Origin of the sequence: Ochrobactrum sp. EDr1-4 (genome assembly GCF_049199085.1) — a bacterium.
Classification (GTDB): domain Bacteria; phylum Pseudomonadota; class Alphaproteobacteria; order Rhizobiales; family Rhizobiaceae; genus Brucella.
The window spans coordinates 95843-118943 of sequence record NZ_JBLZOF010000005.1 but is presented as its reverse complement, the minus strand read 5'-3'; the positions used below and the strand labels follow the sequence as shown (position 1 = coordinate 118943).

Genomic DNA, 23101 nt, shown 5'->3' with positions numbered 1-23101 from the left:
ATATCAGCAAAGACGTTAAGCGAACACAAAGGGGCACATTAACTATGTTTAATCTCAAGAGACCCGAAGCATGACCGGAACAGAAATCATGGGCGTCGTCGGCTTCATCGTGATGTTGTTCGGTTTTCTCTTTGGCCTTTGGAAAGACATCGAAGGCCACATCAAGACTGTGTGCTCGGGGTGCGGAGCGAAAGCTGACGCAGCCACAGCACTTGCCGCTCTGACGCGGCAGGAGCTGTCAGACTATAAGCTGCGTGCGGCCGAAACGTTCGCCACGAAGGCTGGGATGCAGGAGCAGACCTCGCAGATTATGCGCGCCATCGAAAGCTTCGCAAACTGCATCGATGGGTTGACCGAGCGCATGGATCGGGTGTTTGAGCAAAAGACGACGCGGCCTCGGTCATAATTCTTTGGCCTTGAGCCATACCCTCGAGAAGTTTAAGCACTACATAAGCTCCTAGGACCAATTGGTGTTCTGGGAGATACATCATGCAGCATAGAATCCATGAGAATATGGAAGTAATCGGCGCTGACGGCGTCCACATTGGAACGGTTGATCATCTTGAGGGTGACCGTATCAAGCTGAAGAAAACCGATAATTCGGCGGCTCACCAAGATCACCACCATTATATCGATATTGGATTTGTCGCTGATATTGAAAGCGATAAGCAGGTTCGACTATCTGCGAATGCAGATGTTGCCGTCACACTCGAAGAAGAAGAATCTGGCAAGCCTGTCGATCTCTAATATTTTATCAAAGTTTGTCGTTTTGGAGCGGTCTTCGGGCCGCTCTTAAGCTGCGGCTGCAGCGTTGACACTATGAGACGGTGATTTATTAGGCCCTGAAAACGGCTTTCTCTTTGGCTTAGGCAGCAATCCTTCACGTTGCGCTTTTTTCTTCGCTTCTTTTCTGGCCCTGCCTATGGCGGCTTCCTTTTCGCGAATTCGTTTTTCTGAAGGCTTTTCGAATGCTCGGCGGGCCTTCATCTCACGGAAAACACCCTCACGTTGTAATTTCTTTTTCAAAACACGTAGGGCTTGGTCAATGTTATTGTCTCGGACGAGAACTTGCATAATGGCTCCTAACGTCTAGCTCCGGAAGATGAATCACGGGCTATTCTCGCTGCCCTCAACCGATCCGTCTTCGCGGAGCTCGCTGTTTTTTCTTCATTAAGAATTGACTTAGCTGTGTGATCAGTTCGCGACTTGAGCACATCGGGGTTCGTGTTAAGTCGCTTAAAAAGAGTATCTTTTGTGTATTCGGTTATCATGGCGACGTTCTCCAACTATAAAATAAAGCCTATGACTAACGTGCTCGGCTTTTTGAACAACCGCCAGCAGTTCGTCTCAAAACGTTTGAAAGCTTTGACCAATCGCGCGGCAAAGCAATGCGCTTTGAGATGTTCCCCATTAAGTGGGGATGCTCCAAAGGCGAAATATTAATTTTACTGGGTTGTTTCATGAGGTTTCGTGACTTGTCTTGTTGGTGTTCCATAAGAGCCTCTCTGTAAAATTTATTAATTCAATAAGCACGCATATCGAAAAGGGCCGAGCGTGCACTCGACCCTTTAAAAGTAAACTTCTTTCAACAGTGCCAGTACATCCGTGGTCAAAGGAAAGGAGAAAACCTATTTAAGCAGCCTGCAGGTTGCAGGCAGACATCTTGCCCGACTTCATGTCCCGTTCCATATCGTAGCCTATCTTCTGGCCTTCGACGATTTCGCGCATTCCGGCGCGCTCAACGGCAGAAATATGAACGAAGGCATCTGCGCCACCGTTGTCAGGCTGAATGAAACCAAAGCCCTTTGTGGAGTTAAACCATTTAACTGTTCCAGTGGTCATAATAAACCCTTTCATAGAAGTATAGATAGCAGCACGCAGTTGCGTGAAGCAAAGTGATAACGAATTTTAAAAAGGGGTCCGTTCAGGGCGCGGTGCTAAAAGCGCAATAAAGCAAAACTCATCAAGAAAATATCGATAATTAATACTTAATGAGTTATCTTGGATTTGTCAAATTATATTTATTTTTATACAAAAAATACGGACGCGATCTAATTTTTTTACAGATATTTGTTCAAGAATTATTTAGAAATTACAATAGACGATCTTTCGAAATGTTCAGGTAGCCGAGGTATTTGTCAATCGGCGAATTAGGGAATTTCTGGCGCTGCTTCGGCGCAAACCTTTTGACGTCCCTTTCACTACCACCACAATGATAAATTGCGGGCCGTCATCCAATAATCTGCATATCTGCACGGTATGTCTATCAGGCGAAAGCATTATCGGTTTTGCCCACTACTGGCCTCAACCAAGGCCTTTGCAAGGCCAATATGCTGGGTTGGGTGACTGCGCAGGACAATGTAACTGCGCGTCGTCTTTATGACGACATTGCAAAAGCAGCCAACTGGGTTACGTACGAGCGTTCGTTTTGATGATCTTGCAGCCTGTGGCGTTAACACGCTGCAGGCTTTTACACATAGCTAAAGCTTTTTGGGTTTAACTACATTTTGCTGACGGAACGCCCTTGAGTGTGTGGAATATTTTTTCAAGTTTCCTGACCGCGCTCTCGAGTTCCATCGGCGTATAAGCTGCGAAGCCGAGCAGAAACCCCGCTTTGCCTTCACCTGTGGCGTGGAGTGCTGACAGCCCCAGCAGCTCAATTTCAGAACGGCGCGCCGCTTCCAAAACTACGTGCTCGTAGATATCGCATGTCAATAGGCATGGCATTTGCAAGCCCCCTACGGGAACGCACGGCTCGACAAAGCCTGAAAGATGTTTGCGAACCAGTCTGGTCAGTATTGCAAGGCGCTGGGCATAGATACCGCGCATGGTGCGAATATAGGCTCCGAAATGTCCGCCTTCTATAAAGCGGGCAAGCGTATATTGTGAAATGGATGCGGTATGGCCATCAAGAAGCGTGCGGGCCGTGGTCAATGGTTTGACCAGCTGTTCGGGCAATACGGCATAGCCTATTCGTAATCCCGGGAAGAGCGACTTGGTAAAAGTCCCGATATATATGGTTCTGTCATGCTGATCGAGGCCTTGCATGCAGGCTGTGGGCTTGCCCTCATAATGAAACTCACTGTCGTAGTCATCCTCAATTATCCAGCCCCGATGACGCTTCGCCCATTCGATCAATGCAAGCCGGCGGTCCAAGGCCAAGGTTGCACCCGTCGGGAATTGATGTGATGGTGTGAGGAAGACAGCGCGTGCTGGATTGGGATCATTGATGATAGGCTCGATATTTATGCCTTGTTGATCCAGCGCAATGGGTACGCAATTCAACCCGGCAGCATCAAATGCCTTGCGGGCTCCATAATAGGCGGGGTCTTCGATATAAATGCGCTCACCCGGATCAAACAGCACATTCGCGCACAATGTTAGGGCTTGTTGCGACGACGTGAGTATCAGCACGCGCTTGGCAGTGGCGCGTGCGCCGCGTTCGAGATTTATATAGTCTGCTATTGCCTGTCGTAGTTGTTCAATCCCTTGCGGATCTCCATGCAAAAGTGTTTGTGGCCCTATCTCTTTGAGAACTTGTCTTTGTAAGCGCTCCCAAAGTGCAAGCGGGAAATTTCGCGTGTCGGGGATACCGGGTGCGAAAGGGCGTGGTGTCAAAGTCTCGCGCACACCGCCGCTCTGGAACATCGCGTTGCCACGTTTGCTGAGTTCGGGCGATTGATCTTTTGATTTGGGAGAGCGTCTCGTCAGTCGACGACCGACAGAAAGCTCGGCAATTTGCGAGACGAAACTACCGCTGCCGATGCGACGCTCGATGAAACCTTCTGCATGAAGCTGCGCATAGGCGGCTTCGACCGTATCGCGAGAAACGCCCAGTGATTGTGAGAGCGCGCGTGAGGCCGGAAGTGGTTTGCCACCACTGAGTGCACCATCCACGATCAATTGCCGGATCGCGCGTTGAATACGCGCGTGAAGCGGCATGGCTGAATGCGCGGGGTGATTGAGCCAAGCTTTTACAGATTCGAGTTGCGAGTGCTTGAACAATTGGATGGTATCTCTTGTGATAATTGGCAGGGCATATCAGGCCATTGAGCGTCTAAAAGTCAAGCCCGTCTATCGCTTGAATAAGCTTTTCCGGAGAAGCCCGAACATGTCCTGCACCTCTTCACGCACGCTTACTCGAATAAATGATATAATTCACCCTGTTGTTGCAGGTTTGATTTCAGTCATCGTCAATTATGGCGGTACGTTCATTCTCGTTTTTCAGGCAGCCCGTGTTGCCAATCTTAGCCCCGAACTAACCGCATCGTGGGTGTGGTCGATTTCGATCGGCGTCGGGCTTTCTGGTTTGCTGCTAAGCTGGCGTTATCGTGAACCAATTATCACGGCATGGTCCACGCCAGCTGCAGCCTTCCTCGTCACTGCTCTCGCCGCAACATCCTATGCGGAAGCAATTGGGGCTTACATGATCTCAGCGATTGCTTTCGTGCTTCTCGGCCTCACAGGATACTTTGAAAAAGTTATCCGGCTGATACCTCCGGGTATAGCTTCGGGCTTGCTTGCAGGCATATTGTTACAGTTCGGAATAGGTGCTTTCAGCAGTGTGAGCGTCGATCCCGTTTTGGTGGGTACGCTGATCGCTGCCTATGTCGTTTTAAAGCGTGTTTCCGCACGATATGCAGTGATTGGCATCTTGTTGATTGGGTTTTTTCTGCTGCTGATGCAGGGTCGTGTCGATCTGTCTGATCTGGAATTGAAACTCGCCGCTCCCGTTTTTACCATGCCAGAGTTTAGCCTGAACGCCACGCTCAGTATCGCACTGCCGTTGTTTTTGATCACACTAACAGGTCAATATATGCCCGGCATGTTGGTGCTGCGGAATGATGGGTTCCAGACCAGTGCAAATCCCATCGTAACGCTAACGGGCCTGGGTTCACTCATAATGGCACCGTTTGGCTCTCATGCATTCAACATTGCAGCTATTACTGCTGCCATTGCTACCGGACGCGAAGCGCACGAAGATCCGTCGAAACGCTGGATTGCCGGTATTGCTGCGGGTTGTTTTTATATTCTGGTAGGGGTGTTTGGGGTAACACTCGCAGCAGTGTTTATGGCATTCCCGGCGACGTTTATTACCACGCTTGCGGGGCTTGCTTTGCTTGGTGCAATTGGGGGAAGCCTTGCTGGTGCGATGGCAGATGCTCGTTCGAGAGAGGCAGCACTTATTACCTTCTTGGCGTCCGCTGCGAATATCAGCTTGCTCGGCATCGGGGGAGCATTCTGGGGGCTGGTGATTGGCCTTGTTGCGTCAATTGTGCTGAACGGACAGTTTCAGCGAAAATCCGATGAGTAGAAATTACGTAAACATACCAATGAAAGCAGTAAGTTATTTGGAAGCCACCAGATTTCGAGACGACTTAAAATAATAGGTGTACTTACTATGGTCCAAAAGTTTAATCTGCGGGATACAGTGACTATTATTAGGGCATAAGGCCAAACAGTTGTGACGCGCGTTACTCTCCTTTTCGGAGTCCAACTGCTCTCCCCTGAAGGTTTGATCTTTAAAATTTAAAGGGTCTCGGTTTCCGATGGGTGTCTTTTTTGCCTGTCTGCCGATATGTACAGTCTGGCTGAGTGCTATCAGGCGTCAGGTAGCTTGACCGGAGTTTCAACGGCACCGTTACGTTAACTCTAGCGTAAGCATGCGGTGTGATAAAAAGGGATGAACAAACCTCATTCTCGCTTTATCACCGCCATCGTTTTCCCGCTGAGATTATCGCAGAAGCAGCATGGTTGTATTTTCGTTTTCCACTAAGCTTTCGCATGATCGAGGACATGCTGGCTTTCCGTGGGATCATCGTTACCCACGAGACAGTGCGTGAATGGGCTGAGAAGTTCGTGCGACGCTATGCCAGTAGTATCCGTCGTCGTACGCCACGGCTTGGTGAGAAATGGCCTGGACGAATGTGTGATATCCATCAAAGGCGAGAAACACATTGGGTCTTCCTGACAAAATCGTCAGCGATAAAAGTGGAGCAAATCTGGCTGGTGCACAGGCTGTAACAACATCCTGAAAATCACGGGCGCCAGCAACGTGATTGAAATCCTGCAAGCAAAAATATCTCAACAATCTTCTTGAGCAGGATCATCGGTTCATCAAACGGATCACCAAACACCTGTTAAGCTTCAAAGTATTTCATTTAGCCGCAGCTACCATTACCGGCATTGAAGTGGCGCATATGATCCGCAAAAACCAATTTGCAAATGACAATGGTTCGCCATTTAAAGTCGTTGTGGAACTCGCAGCATAATTGCGTCCACAGATAAGCTTGTTCTTAACCTGCTGAAATATTTGCGACAGAGTCCAATAATCTCAGCGGGAAAGCGATGGCGGTTATAAAGTGAGAATGAGGTTTGGTCATCCCTTTTTATCACATCGCATGCTTACGCTAAAGTTAGGGTAAGGTAAGGTAAGGTAAGGTAAAGGAAGGGAAGGTAAAGGAAGGATGCTCCGTTCAGAACAGGCTCATAAAGTTCTGGTTAACATTTTTGTGGGCTTGTCGCACTTTATTCTTAATCAGCAAATACCGATAGCAACATAAGGCAATTTTTCCGGCAAAATGCTCGCAATTTATGCCGTCCATAAGGAGAAGGGCTATGTCTATTCGTTCTAAGCGTATGATGCTTTTTGCTACGGTCTTTGTACCAGCTTTTTCTGTTTCAATCAGCGTCCAACCGGTTATGTCAGAAACTTTAGAGCCCCCTGTGCTGTTGGCCCAGGATAACGGTGAGCCGACATCAGAAGGCCAAGATCTGCGTCAGCAGCAAGAAGACGAGTTGAGACGCGCTCAGGAAGAGGCCCAGCGCGCAGCTGACGAACAACAGCGAGCTGCAGAAGAAGAAAATAGACGTCAGGCCGAAGAGCAAAAAAGAGCAGTTCAGGAAGAAGCTGATCGTCAAGCTATCGAGCAGCAGCGTGCTGCGGAGCAGGCGCGGCAAGCTGCAGAGGAAGATCAGCGCGCCATCGAACAACAACGTCAGCAAGCTGAACAGGCTCGTCAAGAGTCCGAACAGCAGCAGCGTGCTGCCGAAGAAGAGATGCGACGCAACGCCGAAGCAGAACAGAAAGCAGCCAAAGAGGAAGCTGCGAAGCACGCTCTAGAGCAAGAGAAAGCCGCTGAGGATGCAAAGCGGAAAGCAGCCGAACAGCAGGCGAACGAAGATAAACAACGTGCAACAGAAGAAGAGGCGCGTAGGAAAGCTGCTGAAGAACCCGCACCACAAGAAGTGGAACAACAGTCTGCACCTCAAGTGCCTACCGCACCAGCTGACGAGCCGCTCCCAGCTCCAGAAACTCCGTCTCAGGAAGACACCACTGAACAACCGCAGCAGCCATCAAATGATGCCCAACCACTTCAAAGTGAAGTTCCCCCACAACCGGAACAATCCATCGATCAGCCTTCAACACCTCCAAAAGGACCTGAAGGTGCATCTACACAGCCGCTCATTGAGCAACCAATAGATCCGAACCCTCGGGTGCAGCAAACAATTGCTCCAGTACCGGCACCGGAGATTGTTGACGAACGCACGAACGATGAAAAACAAGCAATTGCGAAAGACCCTGCAAAGAGTGACGAGACTGTTGTTTTGCCAGTCGACAACGGTGCGGCAATCCTCGACAGCGATAAAGATGCAGACAGTTGGGGTGGCAATAAATCTCGTGAAGATCGTCGTAAACAGCGTGAACAACAACGCGCGAGTGAGGAAAATACAGCGCCACCTGTCGACGACGCATCTGCTCAAGTCGCCATTCCAGAAGCGTTGAAGGCGGATTTGTCTGAAAAAATAGAGGCAAATCTCAAACAAGAGGGTACGCGCATTGACGCTGCCCCTGCCTTTGCAGTTCCTGAAACAACCAATATAATCAACAATACGGTTATCAATAACACTGTTGTTAACAACACGACGCTCGACAATATCAATAACAATGTGACAAACGTTAAGGTCATTGAACAGGTTGACAATCGTGTCATTCTGGGTGCTGGCGATCGAATTTTTGTTCGGGGTGACGACCGTCCTCGCCTTCGTCGCGATGCAGAGCGCACCTACTATGATGAATTGCCGGGAGGCCGCATGCGCGAGACGATTGTACGCCCCGGCGGCTACGAAATCGTGACAGTTTATAACCGCTATGGCGATATTCTACAGCGCAATAGGATCGATAGGGATGGCAATGACTATCTCATGATCTACGCCCCCGAATATGATGACGGGCCACGCGCTGCTATCGTGGATGTCGGCTATGAACTGCCGCCAATGCGGCTGACAGTTCCTGTTCGTGATTATATTATCGATGTCGCAGATGATCCTGACCGCGATTTCTATGATTTCCTTGCTCGCCCTCCTGTTGAGCGTGTTGAACGTGTTTACACGATTGATGAAGTCCGCCATTCAGCACGAGTTCGCGACAAAGTAAGACGTATCGATCTTGATACAATTCATTTTGCGACGGGAAGCGCGGAGGTCTCTCTTTCACAGGCAAAAACCTTGCGAAAAGTGGCTGATGCCATGCATAAAGTTTTGCAGAAAGATCTGGGTGAAACTTTCTTCATCGAAGGGCATACAGATGCTATTGGCTCGGATCGCTCGAACCTTATCTTGTCAGACCGTCGTGCAGAGTCAGTAGCCAGCCTCTTGACCGAAGTTTATGATATTCCAGCTGAAAACCTCGTCACACAGGGTTATGGCGAACGCTTCCTCAAAATACGCACACAGGCGGCCGAGCAAGAAAACCGGCGCGTCACAATCCGGCGTGTAACACCGCTGGTGCGTCCTGTGGCACAACGTTAAGCTCTCGTTGTTCCCCGGCCATTCACCAGCTTGGGCGGGGAACAACTATAAATAATTGAGAAGGTCATGCTCGAAAACATGATGCGAGAGCGACACTAAGTGGCATGACGATTCTATTTAATCGCACGCGATATAAACAATACAGCCTAATCGAGTGGGTGTTTGGTAGATCACAAATCAACATCGCAACGGCACCGTTACCTTAACTTTAGCGTAAGCTTGGGGTGTGGTAAAAATGGATGACCGAACCTCATTCTTAGCTTTATCACCACCATCTTTTTCCGCTGAGATTATCGCAGAAGCAGTAAGGTCGTATTTTCATTTTCCACTTAGCTTTCGCATGGTCGAGGCCAAGCTGGCTTTCCGTGGCATCATCGTTACCAACAAGACAATGCGTGAATGGGATGAGAAGTTCGGGCGACGCTATGCCAATAGTATCGTCGTCGTACGCCACGGCTTGTTGAGAAATGGCACCTGGACGAATGTGTGATATCCATCAAAGGTGAGAAACACATTCTCTGGCGTGCGGGTGATCAGGATGGGTTTGTCCTTGAAGTTGTCGTGCAAAAACGCCGCCATACTAGCGATGCCAACCGCTTTATCCGGAAACTTTTATCTGACCAAGGCTGTTCGCCTCGCGTCGTGGTGACCGACAAGCTGGGTTCTTATGGTGCTGCAAATCGTGAGATCGGCCTGAGCGTTTGCGACCATCGCCAGCATAAGTTTTTTTAAACAATCGCGGCGAGAATTTGCATCAGCCTATTGGGCGACGAGAAGGCATAATGAAGCGTTTCAAGGCAGCTCGACATTTACAAAGTTCGCTTCCATTCACGACCCTACTTACAACCTGCATTACTTCCCAGGAAACAAATTCAGTTCCGCCGATCACCGTGAATTACGCCATGCCGCAACAAACATGTGGCGTGAAATTGCCTGCCTATAGATCAAGTCAAATACTATTTGCTCCTCAAGCAGAACGGTAGTCAGGTTTAGGTTACGCTGCCGTTTCAGTTTGCTTTGTGATAAGTGGGGAGGAGAGCAGGCAGTCACAATCCTCCGCTGCAATCACTCTTTGACAGTCTCCCGAAAAATTGCTTTCTATCCTTGAATTGGAAGACTTTGCCGCTGAATTAGCCGGGGTCCACGCGGCGATCGCGCGTGAAATTAAGCTGGGCAATCGACCTTTTCCTATACCCATTCTGCTTTTGTCTGGAGGCGAGACCACAGTGACCCTTCGAGGGAGAAGTGGCAAAGGTGGTCGCAATAGTGAGTTTCTGCTGGCACTTGCCATTGCTTTGCAAGGTTTAGACGGCGTGTGCGCCTTCGCGGCTGATACGGACGGTATTGATGGTTCCGAGAGCAACGCTGGTGCGTTTGTAATGCCGGACACCCTCGCGAGAATGCGAGAGGCGGATGTGGATCCTGGTGCGTCATTATCCAGTAATGACTCCTGGGCAGCATTCAGTTCAATTCAGGATCTTTATATGTCCGGGCCTACAGGGACCAATGTGAATGACTTACGGGCTATCTTAATTACATGACAGATCGGGATTGGTAGCGTCCTAAGCGCGTAAAAATTCCAATTTTTGAAATGCTTAACTGGTTATAACATGCGAACCCGTTAAAGCGAATACACCTTTTGATGTTTTCTTTTGTGCATTAAAAATAAAAATATTGATCGAGAGCTTCCAGGCATATTGAATAGTCTGCGTCGTTGTTTGTAATATAAATCCTGTTAAGCGCCGTGATTTATAATGCTTCTGAAATTTGTATTGCGAGGTTTCAGTGACTGAAGATCAGACTTTCAAAAAAGATGATGATAACAGCGAGAGCAGTGGACTGCACTCCGAAAGCATGATCAGGCCTGTTCTGTTATTTGCGGGTCCCATTGTCGCAATCGTAATTGCACTTTTAATTTATTTTACTGGTGGTCGTACGGTTTCGGAAAACGACAGCTATGTCGGCGCGCCCAATGTGACTATTGTCGCCCAGGTTTCAGGTCGGGTCACCCATATCACTGCGGTCGAGAATGAGCATATTGCCGTTAACTCCACTCTTTTTGAAATTGACCAGGATCTTTATCGCATAGCACTTGATCAAGCTAAGGCACAGGTTCAAGCCGCGCGTGAAAAGCTGGATGGCCTTGCATTAACATATAAACAAAACTTAGCCGCTGTTGAGCAAGCTGAAGCTGATGTCACATATGCACAAGGTGAACTTGATCGGGCTCAACAGCTTCGCCAAACAGGAGTAGGAACTGTACAGGCTGCTGAAGAGGCGCGGCGGAACCTGCGCGTTGCACAGGATCAGCGGATAGCGGCCCAAGACGCAGCCAATTCAACTCTGGCCTTACTCGGTGGATCTGTAGATATTCCGGTTGAACAACAAGCAGAATACCAGCAAGCAATGGCAATGCAGGAAAAGGCGGCTTGGAATTTAAAACAGGCCACAGTGCGTGCACCGTTTGATGGTATCGCAACACAAGTGGACAATATTCAAATAGGGACTTACCTCGTGCCGGGCCAGGCAGCCTTCACACTTGTCTCAACGCAGTCGTGGGTTGATGCCAATATTAAAGAGACAGACCTCGCTCATATTAAAGTAGGTAATTCTGTCGATATTGTCGTTGATAATTATCCTGATCTGAAACTCCATGGGCGGGTCGCGAGTATTTCCCCAGCGTCCGGGTCTGTGTTCTCGTTGCTGCCGCCGCAAAACGCGAGTGGTAACTGGGTGAAGGTTGTGCAACGCATTCCCGTTCGTATTTCAATTGAAGATCGTCCAGATGATGTTCTTTTGCGGGTGGGCTCAAGCGCCAGTGTAACTGTTCATACGGGGTATCGCCGGACGCTAAAAACTTTGATGGCTGATCTGGCCAGCATAGTGAATTTTTAATGGCGGCGCCGTTGGTCGAAAATCAGCAGGCCGCCGGATCGCGACGAGTTGCGATAACACTCTGTGTTATGGTTGCGACGCTAATGCAGGCCCTGGACTCTACCATCGCAAATGTTGCTTTGCCCTATATGCAAGGAGCGTTGTCAGCCACAAGCACGCAAGTTAACTGGGTTTTGACATCTTATATTGTTGCCGCGGCCATCACGACCCCGGCGACTGGCTGGCTGGAAGAAAGATTTGGCCGCCGCCGTTTGTTCATAATTTGCATCATTGGGTTTGTGGGCGCGTCCATGCTATGCGGAACCGCTACCAGCCTGACTGAGATGGTCGTATTTCGTCTTATCCAGGGAGTGTTTGGTGCGCCATTGGTTCCCCTTGCTCAAGCAACGCTCTTAGACACTTACCCTCGACGCATTCAAGGGCAAGCGATGGCCATGTTTGGGCTTGGGGTTATGCTTGGGCCGATCCTGGGGCCAACTTTGGGCGGTTGGCTTACTGAGTATTATGACTGGCGTTGGGTTTTCTATGTAAATGTTCCGATTGGAGCGTTCGCTCTATTTCTTGCCGTAGGATATCTGCCGAAACGACCATCTAATCCTAACGCTCGCATTGACGCCTTTGGGTTCGCGACACTCAGCCTTGCAATAGCCTCGCTGCAATTGTTTCTGGATCGCGGACAGGAACTGAACTGGTTCCAATCTGTCGAAATTCGCTTTGAATTTGGGCTATTCATTTTGGGCTTCTACCTCTTTATTGTTCACACTGCCACTGCAAGGTCTGAAAGCTTTATAAATCGTAATCTGTTTGTTGATCGAAACTTTGTTGTTTCGCAATTTCTGATTTTCGTGGTTGGCGCTGTTCTACTCGCAACACTTGCGATGTTGAGCCCATATCTGCAGGAGTTATTGGATTATCCTGTTTTGACAGCCGGTATAGTGCTCGCTCCCCGTGGCATTGGAACTATGATTGCAATGATCTTAGTTGGTCGCTTAATTGGGAAGGTTGATATTCGATTACTATTGGCCGCAGGTTTTATGATGACCGCTTACTCGTTGTGGGAAATGAGCAAGTTCACTCAGAATGTGTCGGAGGCGACGCTTATAAGGACCGGCATTATTCAGGGGTTTGGAATAGGGTTTGTTTTTGTCCCGATGTCGACTGTTGCATTCGCTACTCTTCCTGACGCGTTAAGAACACAAGGAACAGCTTTCTATAATCTTGTCAGAAATATCGGTTCCAGCGTGGGCATTTCTGTGATGAGTTTCTTACTCGTTCAAAACCAACAGATCATACATTCATCATTGGCTCGGGATGTCTCACCATACTCCCGGGCCCTTCAGCAATTAGGCAACGCAGTAGATGTGTCCTCTTTGCAAGGGCGAGCAGAGATAAATGGGCTTGTTAGTGTACAGGCAGAAGTGATCGCTTATGCAGATTGCTTCCTGTTGATGATGTATGCCAGCTTAGCTGCATTGCCGTTGATATTACTATTGAGGGCTACTGATCGTAGTTAGCCCTGGATGCCATCAGCGAAATTATCGAGTTAGCATATGCTGCGTAACTTCCAGACGATTTTGCGTCATCATCACGGACTATCAGCTTGCCTGGAAGATGATGTTGCTTAAGGCCTATAGGCGTGAGCATGTAAAAAAGATGCTTGATGGTGATCAGTTTAGCATAGAGCTGTTCGCTGTGGTGCGCCTATTTCCCATTCCCAAGTCCGCTTTCTACCCTCTGGAGGCTTAACCAGCCAAATTAAAAGGCTTAACTTGCAGACAATTCTCTTTTCTGGCGATATCACTTCAGTCATTGCAATCGGTGCAGTTATTTCCTACGAGTAACCATTCACCAGAAGTTCAATGTTCTTAGGCTCATGGCAACAAAATTTCATATTCAGCGGTTTTATATCGCTATATCGAATAGCCAGTCGGCCTTCCCGCTGATGATGGACGCCCGGTCTGACGATGCCATTGGGTTGCTGTTCCTTTAGGCGCAGCGACCCCAGAAAATCCAATCACCCAGAATTATCAAAGTTCTACCTTTTAAAAGGTAGTTCCATGGTTGGGATTTATCATGGCTATTTGGACTGAGATTGCTCGCACCAGTAACATTGCTGGCGACGAGATACTATTGCGCAGGCGAGATGATATTTACGAGATCCGTTTTAATGGGCTCGAACTTATGTCGAATATAAACGTTCAGTCAGAAACCGTTCTTGCTGAACGTTCACTCAGAATACTAAATCATTCACCGAAAAATGTTCTGATTGGCGGCCTTGGAATGGGCTTTACGTTAAGAGCCGCACTCGACATTTTGCCTGAATATGCAAAGGTGACTGTGTGCGAATTTGTTCCTGAAATAGTTGAATGGAGCCGGCACCGCATCGGGCATCTTACAAATTATCCACTCAATGACACTCGCGTCGAAGTCGTTGTTGGTGATGTGATGCAGACATTGACTGCCAGCCGCTCAAAGTACGACATGATTTTGATGGATACGGATAATGGGCCGGATTTTCTGGTGAGAAAAGATAATGATGCAATCTACGCACGAGACGGTCTATCGGTTGCCATAGAGGCTTTAACACAGGGTGGTGCAGTAAGCTTTTGGTCGGCAACAGCATCTAATATGTTCGAGCGGCTTCTTGATATGATGCAGCTTGAATGGGAACGTCACGATGTATGTCTGATGAGCGGTCGCGCAGATGCTTTCCATTACATCTATTTCATTACAAAGGACGGAGCTGCAACTCGTACAACCGGCAGAAGGCGGCAAAAAGCATTAGCTGAATATATTATATAACCAGAAATACGGGGCGGCTGAGTGGCCGTCCCATTCTCTCGCTTACCTCCTTCTTTATATCTATTGGGGCGCTGTCTGGCGAAGGAGCCGCAATTAACATTCACTCACCTGCGTTCCGCAGGTATAGCGATCATTCAGCCGTCGATCCGCCGGTCCAGACCGAAGAAATTCGCCCATATTCTGCGCGCATCAGATTCTGAAGGAGTAATGGAATGCGCGGCGCGGATATTTTGGTGCAAATGTTGATTGGCTACGGTGTCGAGACGATTTTCGGTGTGCCGGGCGATACCAATGTGCCTCTCTATGAAGCATTGCAGCAGCGCGAAGGCGAAATCCGCCATATCATGGCGCGCGATGAACGCTCTGCTGGTTATATGGCCGACGCTTATGGTCGCTTTTCCAATAAGCCGGGTGTTTTTGAGTGTCCGTCGGGCGCGGGGGCCATGTATTCGTTGCCACCTGTTGCGGAATCAAATGGCTCATCCGTTCCTGTCATTCTTTTGACAATCGATATTCCTTTGCCCGGCGAAGGTCGCGGTGTTCTCACGGAACTTGATTGCGCCAAACTGTTCGAGCCGGTGACGAAGCTCTCGGTGCAAGTGAAATCTGCCGATAAGCTGCCGGAAATCATCCGCCGTGCATTCCGTGTCGCCTGTTCAGGAAAGCCGGGTGCAGTGCATCTGCAAATTCCAGAGGATATGTTGTTGGCCGAAGTCGATCCTGCACGCATCTCGCTTCATGTTGAAGAAGAGTGCAAAACCTTTCCTGCTTTCCCCACACTTCCGCCAAAGCACAAACTCGATGAACTTCTCGAACTTATTGCAAAGGCCGAGCGCCCATTGATCGTCGCGGGTGGTGGCGTCAACCGTGCCCATGCGGGCGGGCTAATTACCAAACTTGCCGAGCGTTTTGATATTCCAATGTGCACAACCATGACAGGGCAGGGCGCGATTGATGATGACCACCGTCTCGCGATTGGTGTGATCGGTGACAATGGTTATCACCCTCATGCAAACTGGGCGCTGGAGCATTCCGATTTTACATTGTTTGTCGGATCGCGGATTGGCTCAGTAGTGACGATTGGCTGGACTTTTCCCAGGATCACGCTGAACCGGCGCCTTGCTCAGATCGATATTTCGCCAGAAATCATGGCCAATAATTATGAGAACCTGCTTTCTATTCAGGGCGATGCATTGCTGGTCCTGGATGAGTTGTTGCAGATTGAGCAAACAGACGAGCCTAAAAGGCATGATAAATGGATCGAAGAACTGAATGCGCATCGCCGCACATTCTGGGAGCATGCTGAAGAAGCCCTGAGTGATGAGCGGGTGCCTTTGCGCCCTGAACGCGTTGTGCGGTCGTTTAATGAAGCGCTTAGTCAATCGGGTCAGCCAGCATTGATCTATTCAGATGCTGGAACGCCAACGCCCTATATGACGCGCTTTCTGAAGATCAATGATCGTGAAACGCGCTTTGCTATTCCGCGTGCTTTTGGTGGTTTAGGTTCGGCTTTGCCAGCAACGGTTGGTGCGTGGCGTGCGGATCCCGATAAGCGTCCAATCGGACTGTTTGGCGATGGTTCCTTTGGGATGACAGTGGGTGAACTTGAAACGCTGGTGCGATTGCAGGTGCCCGCACTTCTGATCTTGTTTAACAACGGAACGTTCGGCTGGATCAAAGGCCTTCATCGCCTGAAAGGGCATAATCAATGTTTCGGTGTTGATTTTCTGGCACCAAAAGGACAGGCGATTGCCGAAGCCTATGGTCTGAAAGCATGGACCGCCAAAACGGCAGATCAGCTGGATGCCGCTATGTCCGAGGCTTTCGCCTGGAAAGATGGCCCGTGCTTTATCGATATTCATGTTGAATCGATCGCTGATCGTGTTCCGCCCGTTTATTCGTGGCTTTTAAAACGCGGTGAAGACCCGCTCAACTTAAAGCCCGTTGAACGCTCTTATATTTGAGCACCTCACGCCACAGGCACTTGATGTCTGTGGCGTTTTGCTTCTGCGATGAACCAGTCGCGAAACAGGCGGACGTTTTTTGATCCCTGACGCGCTTGTGCCGAGCATAGAAAATAGCTTTCTCCTGATGTCTGAACACGATCAAGCGCCAGCTTGAGCTTTCCGGAGCGCAATTCGTCCTGCACGAAAATTTTGGGCGCTATCGCAAGCCCCATTCCCGCAACAGCGCACTCGATGATGATGTCGTGCGTTGGAAGGCGTGGTCCAAAGATGCGCTTGTTATAATGGATACCCGCGCCACGCAGCCAGTGCAGCCATAGGCTCGGCCGGTTTGAATTCTGGATCAGTGGAAAATCGAGCAGTTCTACGTCTCCGTTCAGCCCATTCTCGGGCACAACGTCGGGCGAGCCAATCACGACCAGTTCTTCATCGAAAAGCAAATGACTGCGCACATTCGCCCAGTTGCCGATACCGCGCAGAACCGCGAGATCAAGGTCGGATTTGCTCCAATCGAGATCATGTGAGCAAGGAAACACTTCAAACCATATTTGCGGATGTGATCTGGCAAATGTGCTGATAATGCCTGGCGCCCATTTGCGCATCAGTGTTGGTGGCAGGCCAACTTTGAGCAGGCTTTGCGTTTTATAGCCGCGCACTGCATCCATTGACACTTCTTCAAGCTTTGCGAGGATGCGCGAGACTTCTTCGTAATAGCTTTGCCCTTCTTCCGTTAAAACCAGTCGCGGCCCTGCACGTTCGAAAAGCTTAAGCCCAAGAAAAGATTCAAGATTTTGAATCTGACGGCTAACGCCGCTTTGCGTCATGCCTAAGTTTTCGGAGGCCCGCGTAAAACTGAGATATCGCACGGACGCATCAAAAGCATGCAGTGCGGAGAGTGAGGGAAGAAAACGGCGCATTGGGTTTCCTCAAAATTTCATCATGAGTTTAAGTCATGACTAATCCAATTTTCAATGCTTTTATTTGATGAGAAAGAGCCGCATTCTCAATAAAAACAAAGATAAGGGAACACGATGGACTACGGTGATAGCATCGACCGAAATCTGGTCAGTATCCTGGAAGAGAATGCACGGCTTCCTGCAAGCGAGTTGGCCCGGCGCGTGGGTCTTGCCCGATCAAGCGTTCAAGAGCGCATTGGCCGTCTGGAGCGGCGTGGCGTCATATTGGGCTATCGCGCCATTGTTCGTCGGGCAACGGACGATAACAGCATTTCCGCCTATTTGTTTATCACGGCCGCACAGCGCATAGCGCAGCGTTTGTTTGCGACATTGCGTGCTTACCCGGAAATCCTGACCGCGGATGCGATCAGTGGACCGGCCAACATAATGTGCCGCGTGCATGTTGGTTTTCTCGAAGACCTGGAGGCTTTGATTGAAGAGCTGGCGCAGATAGAAGAGATCGAGAACGTCAGTTACTCGGTGGTGCTTTCCAATAAATTTAGTAGAGAAAGCAGTCTGGCGCATACAAGCGCCCAATAATGTTCGACGGAATGCTCGGTCAAAAAAGAGGGAAACAACAATGAACAGACGTAAGTTTATCCAGACAACGCTTTTGGGTGGCACAGCAGTTCTGCTGGCACCCGGGGTATCATGGGCTGTCGAAGAAGGCGCTACGCTCAAATCGATCAAGGATCGGGGTGCTTTGCGCATCGGCGTTTTTAACGGTACTCCGCCCTATTATCAGAAAAATCTTGCAACCGGCGAATGGGACGGGTTCTGCGTTTCCATGGGTAGGGATCTGGCCGAAAATATCGGTGTCCCGCTGGAAATGGTCGAAACCACCTGGGGCAATTCCGTTATGGATCTTCAGAGTGGCAAAATCGACATCATGTTTGCGCTGAGCAATAATCCTGAACGCGCCAAGACCGTCGATTTTACTGAAGCGATGATGGACAATGTCTTCACTGTCATCACCAACAAAGACCGGGATGTTAAAACGTGGGAAGAGCTGAATAAGCCGGAAATCCGCGTTACGGTTGATCTTGGTTCCACGCAGGATCTTTTTGCCCGTAAAACATTGCCCAATTGTACGCTGGTTGCGCTCAAAGGTGCGGATGAAACCGTTATCGCCCTGCAATCTGGTCGGGCCGATGCCATCGTGCAGGTCGCACTGATGTCTGTGGTGACAGCGCATAAGCTTGGTGACAAATTCAAAGTGTTTGTTCCAGAGCCATTGGATAGCCAGCCGACGACGATTGGCGTGCGCAAAGACGAGAAGGGCGAATTCCGTGATTTCGTGGACGTCTGGCTCAAGAAACGACGTGCGGATGGAAAGGTCAATGAGTGGATCGTCAGCAGTCTTTCACTTGTCGGCGTGCAGCCATCTGATCTGCCACCAACGCTGAAATTCTGACGCGTCAACCATCATGCAGTTAGAGCAAAAATCACTCGGTGTCATCATGCTTGACACCGACTTTCCAAGGCCGCCCGGAGATGTTGGCAATCCGGCATCATGGGATATGCCGGTGCGGTTTAGGAAGGTGCTTGGCGCATCAGCCGATAAGATCATCCGCCAGCGCGGCGCTGGATTGATTGAAGACTTCGTTGAGGCTGGTAATGCTCTTATCGCCGAAGGGTGCAGTGCGCTGGTCACGTCTTGCGGTTTCATGGCGCGGCATCAAACTGTTTTAAGTGAGAGACTATCGGTACCGGTCGCAACGTCCAGCTTGCTGCAATTGCCGGTGGTGAACGCACTGATTGGTCAGAACCGCAAAGTCGGTGTGATCACCTATGACGAAGCGAGCCTTGATGAGGCAATCTTTCTGGATTGCGGTGCCGACATCAACACACCTCGGATCGGCATGCCAGACGGCGGCGCATTTCGTGAACTAATCGAAGGCAGTGGAATTTACGACCGCACTGCCCTTGAAGCTGAAATCATTCATGCGGCACAGCAATTGCGGTCACGCGAACCTGATCTGGGTGCCGTCATTCTTGAGTGCACGAACATGCCGCCATTCGCGCAAGCGGTCGCAAAAGCCTGTGGCGTACCGGTGTTCGATATTCTGTCGCTTGGGCACTGGTTGTTCAGCTCAACGTCCTCCCGTGCCTTTGCCGGGATGTCAGAAAGAGTGAATTAATGGACTATCAATGGGACTTTTCGGGCCTTTGGCAATATCGAGGATTATTCGCCCAAGGTCTGGCCTATACCGTAGGTTTCACGATTATAACGGTTATTTCTGGCATCTTCGTTGGAACGGTCTTCGCTCTTGGCAGGCTTTCCGGCAATAAGATTATCACCGTCCCTATTATGACGGTTGTAGAAATCTTCCGTTGTACGCCGGTGCTGGTGCAGCTTGTCTGGTGCTATTACGCGCTCCCGATGCTGATAGGCCTTGAAATTTCGCCAGCTATGGCAGCTTTCATCACGCTGACATTTTATGGTGCTGCATTTTACGCAGAAATCATCCGTGGCGGCATTGTTTCCATCGATGCAGGGCAGTGGGACGCTGGACGCGCGATTGGTATGCGTCGCGGTCAATTAATGGGTAAGATCATCCTGCCACAGGCGCTCCGTCGCATGGTGCCGCCGCTGGTCAACCAGTCCGTGCTTCAGCTGAAAAACACATCGCTTCTGTCAGTTCTCGCAGTGCCCGATCTTCTTTACCAGGGCCAGCTTGTAACATCGGCAACCTACCGTCCGCTTGAAACCTACACCTTGATTGCAGTGCTTTATCTCGCAGTGCTCTTCCCTCTCACACGCCTCGCTCATGGGCTGGAAGGCAAGCTGAAATGACGTATCGAATGAAGCAAGCAAGCCTTGTGGAGATAAGCCATGAAAACTGAACCGATGATCGAAGTGCGTGGGCTTAAAAAGTCTTTTGGCGACATCGAAGTGCTGCGCAACATTAGCCTCACCGTTGAGCGTGGCCAGGTGGTTGCGCTGATTGGGCCGAGTGGCTCCGGCAAATCGACACTGCTGCGCAGCCTAAATCTGCTGTCGCTTCCAGATGCGGGCTATGTCGCAATCGGAGATCAAAAGATTGATTTCTCTTCAGGCAACGTATCGCTGAAGGATAAATATCTTGCTGCGTTCCGCGCCAATACGGGTATGGTGTTTCAGAACTTCAATCTGTTCCCGCATATGAGCGTGATCGATAACGTCATGGTCGGGCCGGTCACAGTGCTAAAGCAGGATAAAAAAGCAGCACGACAGTTGGCGATGGAATTGTTGGAAAAGGTCGGGCTTGCGACGCGTGCAGATGCCAGACCGGAGCAGCTTTCAGGCGGGCAGAAACAGCGTGTGGCGATTGCAAGAGCGCTCGCGATGCGTCCCGAGGTTATGCTGTTTGATGAGGCCACATCGGCGCTTGATCCGGCGCTGGTCGGCGAAGTGCTCGCCGTCATCCGGCAACTGGCAGAGCAGGGCATGACGATGATCCTCGTAACCCATGAAATGGCTTTTGCTCGTGATGTCGCGGACAAAGTCATCTTCATGCAGGACGGCTACGTCGTTGAAACTGGCGATGCTCGACAGATGATCAATGAGCCACGTGAAGCTGCAACCCGTGAATTCTTAAGCCATTTCCATGGCGGCCTCGCATAAGCGCACGCGCAGAACGGATAGATGTCATGACAGGCAATGTTATTGTCGTTGGGGCTGGCATTATCGGCTCCACAATCGCTTTGCGACTTGCCGAGGCTGGCCTGAAGGTAACGCTGTGCGACGGCTCAGAACCGGGCGGTGAACAAAGTGCAAGCTATGGCAATGGGGGCTGGATCAGTCCCGCTTCTATCATTCCCATGAGTATGCCGGGTCTCTGGCGGCAGGTGCCGGGCTTTCTGCTGGATCGCAATGGCCCGCTTACACTGGACTGGAAATCCGTCCCAAGGCTCATGCCATGGCTCACGCGTTTTCTGCTGGCCGGCGCCACAAAATCTCGGGTGACGAAGACTGCTGCTAAACTGAACTGGTTGCTTAATGACGGACCCAAGCGTCATCGGGAGCTGGCGCACAAGACCGGACAGGACCATCTCATTGTGCAGAAGGGCCTGCTTTATGCTTATCCTGATCGCACGGCATTTGAAGCGGAAGCACTGAGCTGGCAGTTGCGTCGCGATAATGGCATCCTGTTCGATGAATGGGAGGAAACGGAACTGCGCGAGCGCATTCCAGCGCTTGGAAATAATTACCGCTTTGCCATTCATGTAACGGAAGGCGCGCATTGCCTCGATACTGGCGGATATGTTGCCGGGATTGCCGCACAGGCTGAAAAATCCGGCGTTCAATATATCCGCAAGAATGTCGTGCGCGTGCTTGCAGGTGTGTCACCGCGTGTTGTTTTGGACAGCAATGAAAGCCTCGCTGCTGATCATATAGTGCTTGCCGCCGGAATCCACTCGGGGCGCATCATGAATGATCTGGGCATGCATGTGCCGATGCAAAGCGAGCGCGGCTATCACGTAACTTTGCCGATGGCAGAGCTTCCCTTCGATATTCCGATCATGCCGAGTACGGGACGGATGGGGAATACCCCAACCAATATGGGGCTGCGCTTGTCCGGTCAAGTCGAGCTGGCAACCGTTGAGAAGGCACCAGACTGGAGGCGCTCTGAGGTTTTGTTGAAACACGCGTTGGCGAGCTATCCCAATCTGGCCAAGCAAGATTTACAGCACCTCAAGCTCTGGATGGGACACCGGCCTTCGCCCTCTGATGGGGTGCCTGTGATCGGAAAACTCATGCGCTATCCCGGAATTATTGCGGCCTTTGGCCATGGTCATATCGGGATCGCGGCAGCCCCCAAAACTGCTGACATGGTTCTCGACGCAATCAACAATGTCGCCTCTGAACGCGCTCGCGACTTCTCGCCCGCACGTTTCGGCCACTAAATTTCTGAATACAAAGGAATCTCACTGTGATGCTCAAAGGTGGCTTTACCAACTATGGCCAGCAGATTGGCGTGCTGATGCTGGACACGATTTTCCCGCGTCCCGCAGGCGATATCGGTAACGCACTGTCCTATGATTTTCCCGTTCGCTACAAGACGGTGAAAGGTGCGCATGCCACGCGTATCATGGGCGACAACCCGGATCCAAAACTCATTGAACCCTTTATCGAGGCTGCGCGAGAACTTGAAGCAGAAGGTGTCCGCGCCATCACCACGAGCTGCGGATTCCTGGGACCATTCCAAAAAGATATTGCGGCTGCGGTTAATATTCCCGTCTTCACATCTGCTTTGATGCAAGCACCGATTGTCCATGCAATGCTAGCTCCCGGCAAAGTCATTGGTGTGTTTACCGAGCGCGCGCACCACATGAATGACGCCCATTTCAAAGGCGTCGGCTGGTCGTCGGAAGTGATCCCGGTTCAGGTGCAGGGTATGAAGGAGAATGCAGAGTTTCCGCAAACCTATATCGAAGGGCGCGATTATCTTGATACGGATGTGTTGAAGGAAGAAATGCTGGAAATGACGCGTGCGTTCATGGCGAGCTGTGACAATCCTGGTGCAATCCTGTTTGAATGCACCAACATGTGCCCATTTTCGTCATTTGTTGCGGAAGAATCCGGCTTGCCTGTGTTTGATATCAACACGCTGATCAACACATTCTATCTGGCAGCCAATCCGCGCCGTTATCTCTAGGTAATATTTCGCCTCCACGACGGTTCGTTGT

The 23101-nt window shown here is 50.2% G+C and carries 20 protein-coding genes and 4 pseudogenes; 20 read left to right on the top strand and 4 right to left on the bottom strand.

The annotated features are described in order from the left end of the window. Positions 1-70 precede the first annotated feature (70 nt). A complete protein-coding gene (locus ACOZHT_RS16920; RefSeq protein ID WP_339510902.1) occupies positions 71-406 on the top strand; it encodes a hypothetical protein in 336 nt (111 codons plus the stop codon). A gap of 83 nt (positions 407-489) precedes the next feature. Next, positions 490-747 carry a DUF2171 domain-containing protein gene (locus ACOZHT_RS16915; RefSeq protein WP_339510904.1) on the top strand — a complete coding sequence of 86 codons (258 nt, stop codon included), beginning with the start codon at positions 490-492 and terminating at the stop codon, positions 745-747. 45 nt (positions 748-792) lie between these two features. Here ACOZHT_RS16915 and rpsU read toward each other — a convergent pair whose 3' ends face one another. Further along, positions 793-1074, bottom strand: a complete 282-nt coding sequence (gene rpsU, locus ACOZHT_RS16910) for a 30S ribosomal protein S21 (RefSeq protein WP_339510906.1) — start codon at positions 1072-1074, stop codon at positions 793-795. Between the two features lie 558 nt (positions 1075-1632). Continuing rightward, complete coding sequence (locus tag ACOZHT_RS16905) at positions 1633-1842, bottom strand: cold-shock protein (RefSeq protein ID WP_094507679.1); 210 nt, start codon at positions 1840-1842, stop codon at positions 1633-1635. A 446-nt stretch (positions 1843-2288) separates the two neighbouring features. Here ACOZHT_RS16905 and ACOZHT_RS16900 point away from each other — a divergent pair, with 446 nt between their 5' ends. Continuing rightward, positions 2289-2432, top strand: a complete 144-nt coding sequence (locus ACOZHT_RS16900) for a hypothetical protein (RefSeq protein ID WP_421566089.1) — start codon at positions 2289-2291, stop codon at positions 2430-2432. Between the two features lie 64 nt (positions 2433-2496). Here the strand turns inward: ACOZHT_RS16900 and ACOZHT_RS16895 are convergent, their stop codons facing one another. Then, entirely contained in the window at positions 2497-4005 is a 1509-nt protein-coding gene (locus tag ACOZHT_RS16895) for a PLP-dependent aminotransferase family protein (protein ID WP_421566088.1), read from the bottom strand. Between the two features lie 106 nt (positions 4006-4111). Here ACOZHT_RS16895 and ACOZHT_RS16890 point away from each other — a divergent pair, with 106 nt between their 5' ends. The 10 genes and pseudogenes from ACOZHT_RS16890 to ACOZHT_RS16845 all read left to right on the top strand — a co-directional run bounded on the left by ACOZHT_RS16890 (position 4112) and on the right by ACOZHT_RS16845 (position 16472). After that, positions 4112-5314 carry a benzoate/H(+) symporter BenE family transporter gene (locus ACOZHT_RS16890; protein WP_421566087.1) on the top strand — a complete coding sequence of 401 codons (1203 nt, stop codon included), beginning with the start codon at positions 4112-4114 and terminating at the stop codon, positions 5312-5314. A 359-nt stretch (positions 5315-5673) separates the two neighbouring features. Then, positions 5674-5956 (top strand): annotated as a pseudogene (locus tag ACOZHT_RS16885) (IS6 family transposase); the annotation flags it as partial. A gap of 4 nt (positions 5957-5960) precedes the next feature. Then, a pseudogene (locus ACOZHT_RS16880) lies at positions 5961-6272 on the top strand (DDE-type integrase/transposase/recombinase); the annotation flags it as partial. Between the two features lie 346 nt (positions 6273-6618). Further along, complete coding sequence (locus ACOZHT_RS16875; protein ID WP_421566086.1) at positions 6619-8811, top strand: OmpA family protein; 2193 nt, start codon at positions 6619-6621, stop codon at positions 8809-8811. Positions 8812-9046: 235 nt separating this feature from the next. Next, positions 9047-9754 (top strand): annotated as a pseudogene (locus tag ACOZHT_RS16870) (IS6 family transposase). Between the two features lie 166 nt (positions 9755-9920). Continuing rightward, positions 9921-10352 (top strand): annotated as a pseudogene (locus ACOZHT_RS16865) (MOFRL family protein); the annotation flags it as partial. A gap of 244 nt (positions 10353-10596) precedes the next feature. After that, positions 10597-11706 (top strand): HlyD family secretion protein, encoded by a 1110-nt coding sequence (locus ACOZHT_RS16860; protein WP_421566085.1) that lies wholly within the window; start codon positions 10597-10599, stop codon positions 11704-11706. Beyond that, positions 11706-13220 carry a DHA2 family efflux MFS transporter permease subunit gene (locus ACOZHT_RS16855; protein ID WP_339510944.1) on the top strand — a complete coding sequence of 505 codons (1515 nt, stop codon included), beginning with the start codon at positions 11706-11708 and terminating at the stop codon, positions 13218-13220. Before ACOZHT_RS16860 ends, ACOZHT_RS16855 begins: the two co-directional genes overlap by 1 nt. A 559-nt stretch (positions 13221-13779) precedes the next feature. After that, positions 13780-14508: a hypothetical protein gene (locus ACOZHT_RS16850; RefSeq protein WP_421566084.1), complete on the top strand. Its 729-nt coding sequence runs from the start codon at positions 13780-13782 to the stop codon at positions 14506-14508. A gap of 212 nt (positions 14509-14720) precedes the next feature. Continuing rightward, entirely contained in the window at positions 14721-16472 is a 1752-nt protein-coding gene (locus ACOZHT_RS16845) for a thiamine pyrophosphate-binding protein (RefSeq protein WP_421566083.1), read from the top strand. A 5-nt stretch (positions 16473-16477) separates the two neighbouring features. On the opposite strand, the gene ACOZHT_RS16840 is transcribed toward ACOZHT_RS16845, so the two are convergent. Beyond that, on the bottom strand, positions 16478-17389 hold the full coding sequence (locus tag ACOZHT_RS16840; protein ID WP_310014569.1) for a LysR substrate-binding domain-containing protein: 912 nt from the start codon (positions 17387-17389) through the stop codon (positions 16478-16480). A gap of 114 nt (positions 17390-17503) precedes the next feature. Here ACOZHT_RS16840 and ACOZHT_RS16835 point away from each other — a divergent pair, with 114 nt between their 5' ends. From ACOZHT_RS16835 to ACOZHT_RS16805, 7 genes are read left to right on the top strand one after another with little or no spacing between them, the layout of a single operon-like run. Continuing rightward, on the top strand, positions 17504-17968 hold the full coding sequence (locus ACOZHT_RS16835) for an Lrp/AsnC family transcriptional regulator (RefSeq protein ID WP_421566082.1): 465 nt from the start codon (positions 17504-17506) through the stop codon (positions 17966-17968). 40 nt (positions 17969-18008) lie between these two features. Further along, the gene (locus ACOZHT_RS16830) at positions 18009-18842 is read left to right on the top strand and encodes a transporter substrate-binding domain-containing protein (protein WP_421566081.1); all 834 of its coding nucleotides are present in this window, start codon (positions 18009-18011) and stop codon (positions 18840-18842) included. Positions 18843-18855: 13 nt separating this feature from the next. Further along, positions 18856-19569, top strand: a complete 714-nt coding sequence (locus ACOZHT_RS16825; RefSeq protein WP_421566080.1) for an aspartate/glutamate racemase family protein — start codon at positions 18856-18858, stop codon at positions 19567-19569. Further along, positions 19569-20225 carry an amino acid ABC transporter permease gene (locus ACOZHT_RS16820; protein WP_339510957.1) on the top strand — a complete coding sequence of 219 codons (657 nt, stop codon included), beginning with the start codon at positions 19569-19571 and terminating at the stop codon, positions 20223-20225. The genes ACOZHT_RS16825 and ACOZHT_RS16820 overlap by 1 nt, the downstream gene beginning before the upstream one ends. A 39-nt stretch (positions 20226-20264) precedes the next feature. Continuing rightward, entirely contained in the window at positions 20265-21035 is a 771-nt protein-coding gene (locus ACOZHT_RS16815) for an amino acid ABC transporter ATP-binding protein (RefSeq protein ID WP_421566079.1), read from the top strand. A gap of 26 nt (positions 21036-21061) precedes the next feature. Then, positions 21062-22318, top strand: a complete 1257-nt coding sequence (locus ACOZHT_RS16810; protein WP_339510961.1) for an FAD-dependent oxidoreductase — start codon at positions 21062-21064, stop codon at positions 22316-22318. A gap of 29 nt (positions 22319-22347) precedes the next feature. Next, positions 22348-23070 (top strand): aspartate/glutamate racemase family protein, encoded by a 723-nt coding sequence (locus ACOZHT_RS16805; RefSeq protein ID WP_421566170.1) that lies wholly within the window; start codon positions 22348-22350, stop codon positions 23068-23070. Positions 23071-23101: the final 31 nt, after the last annotated feature.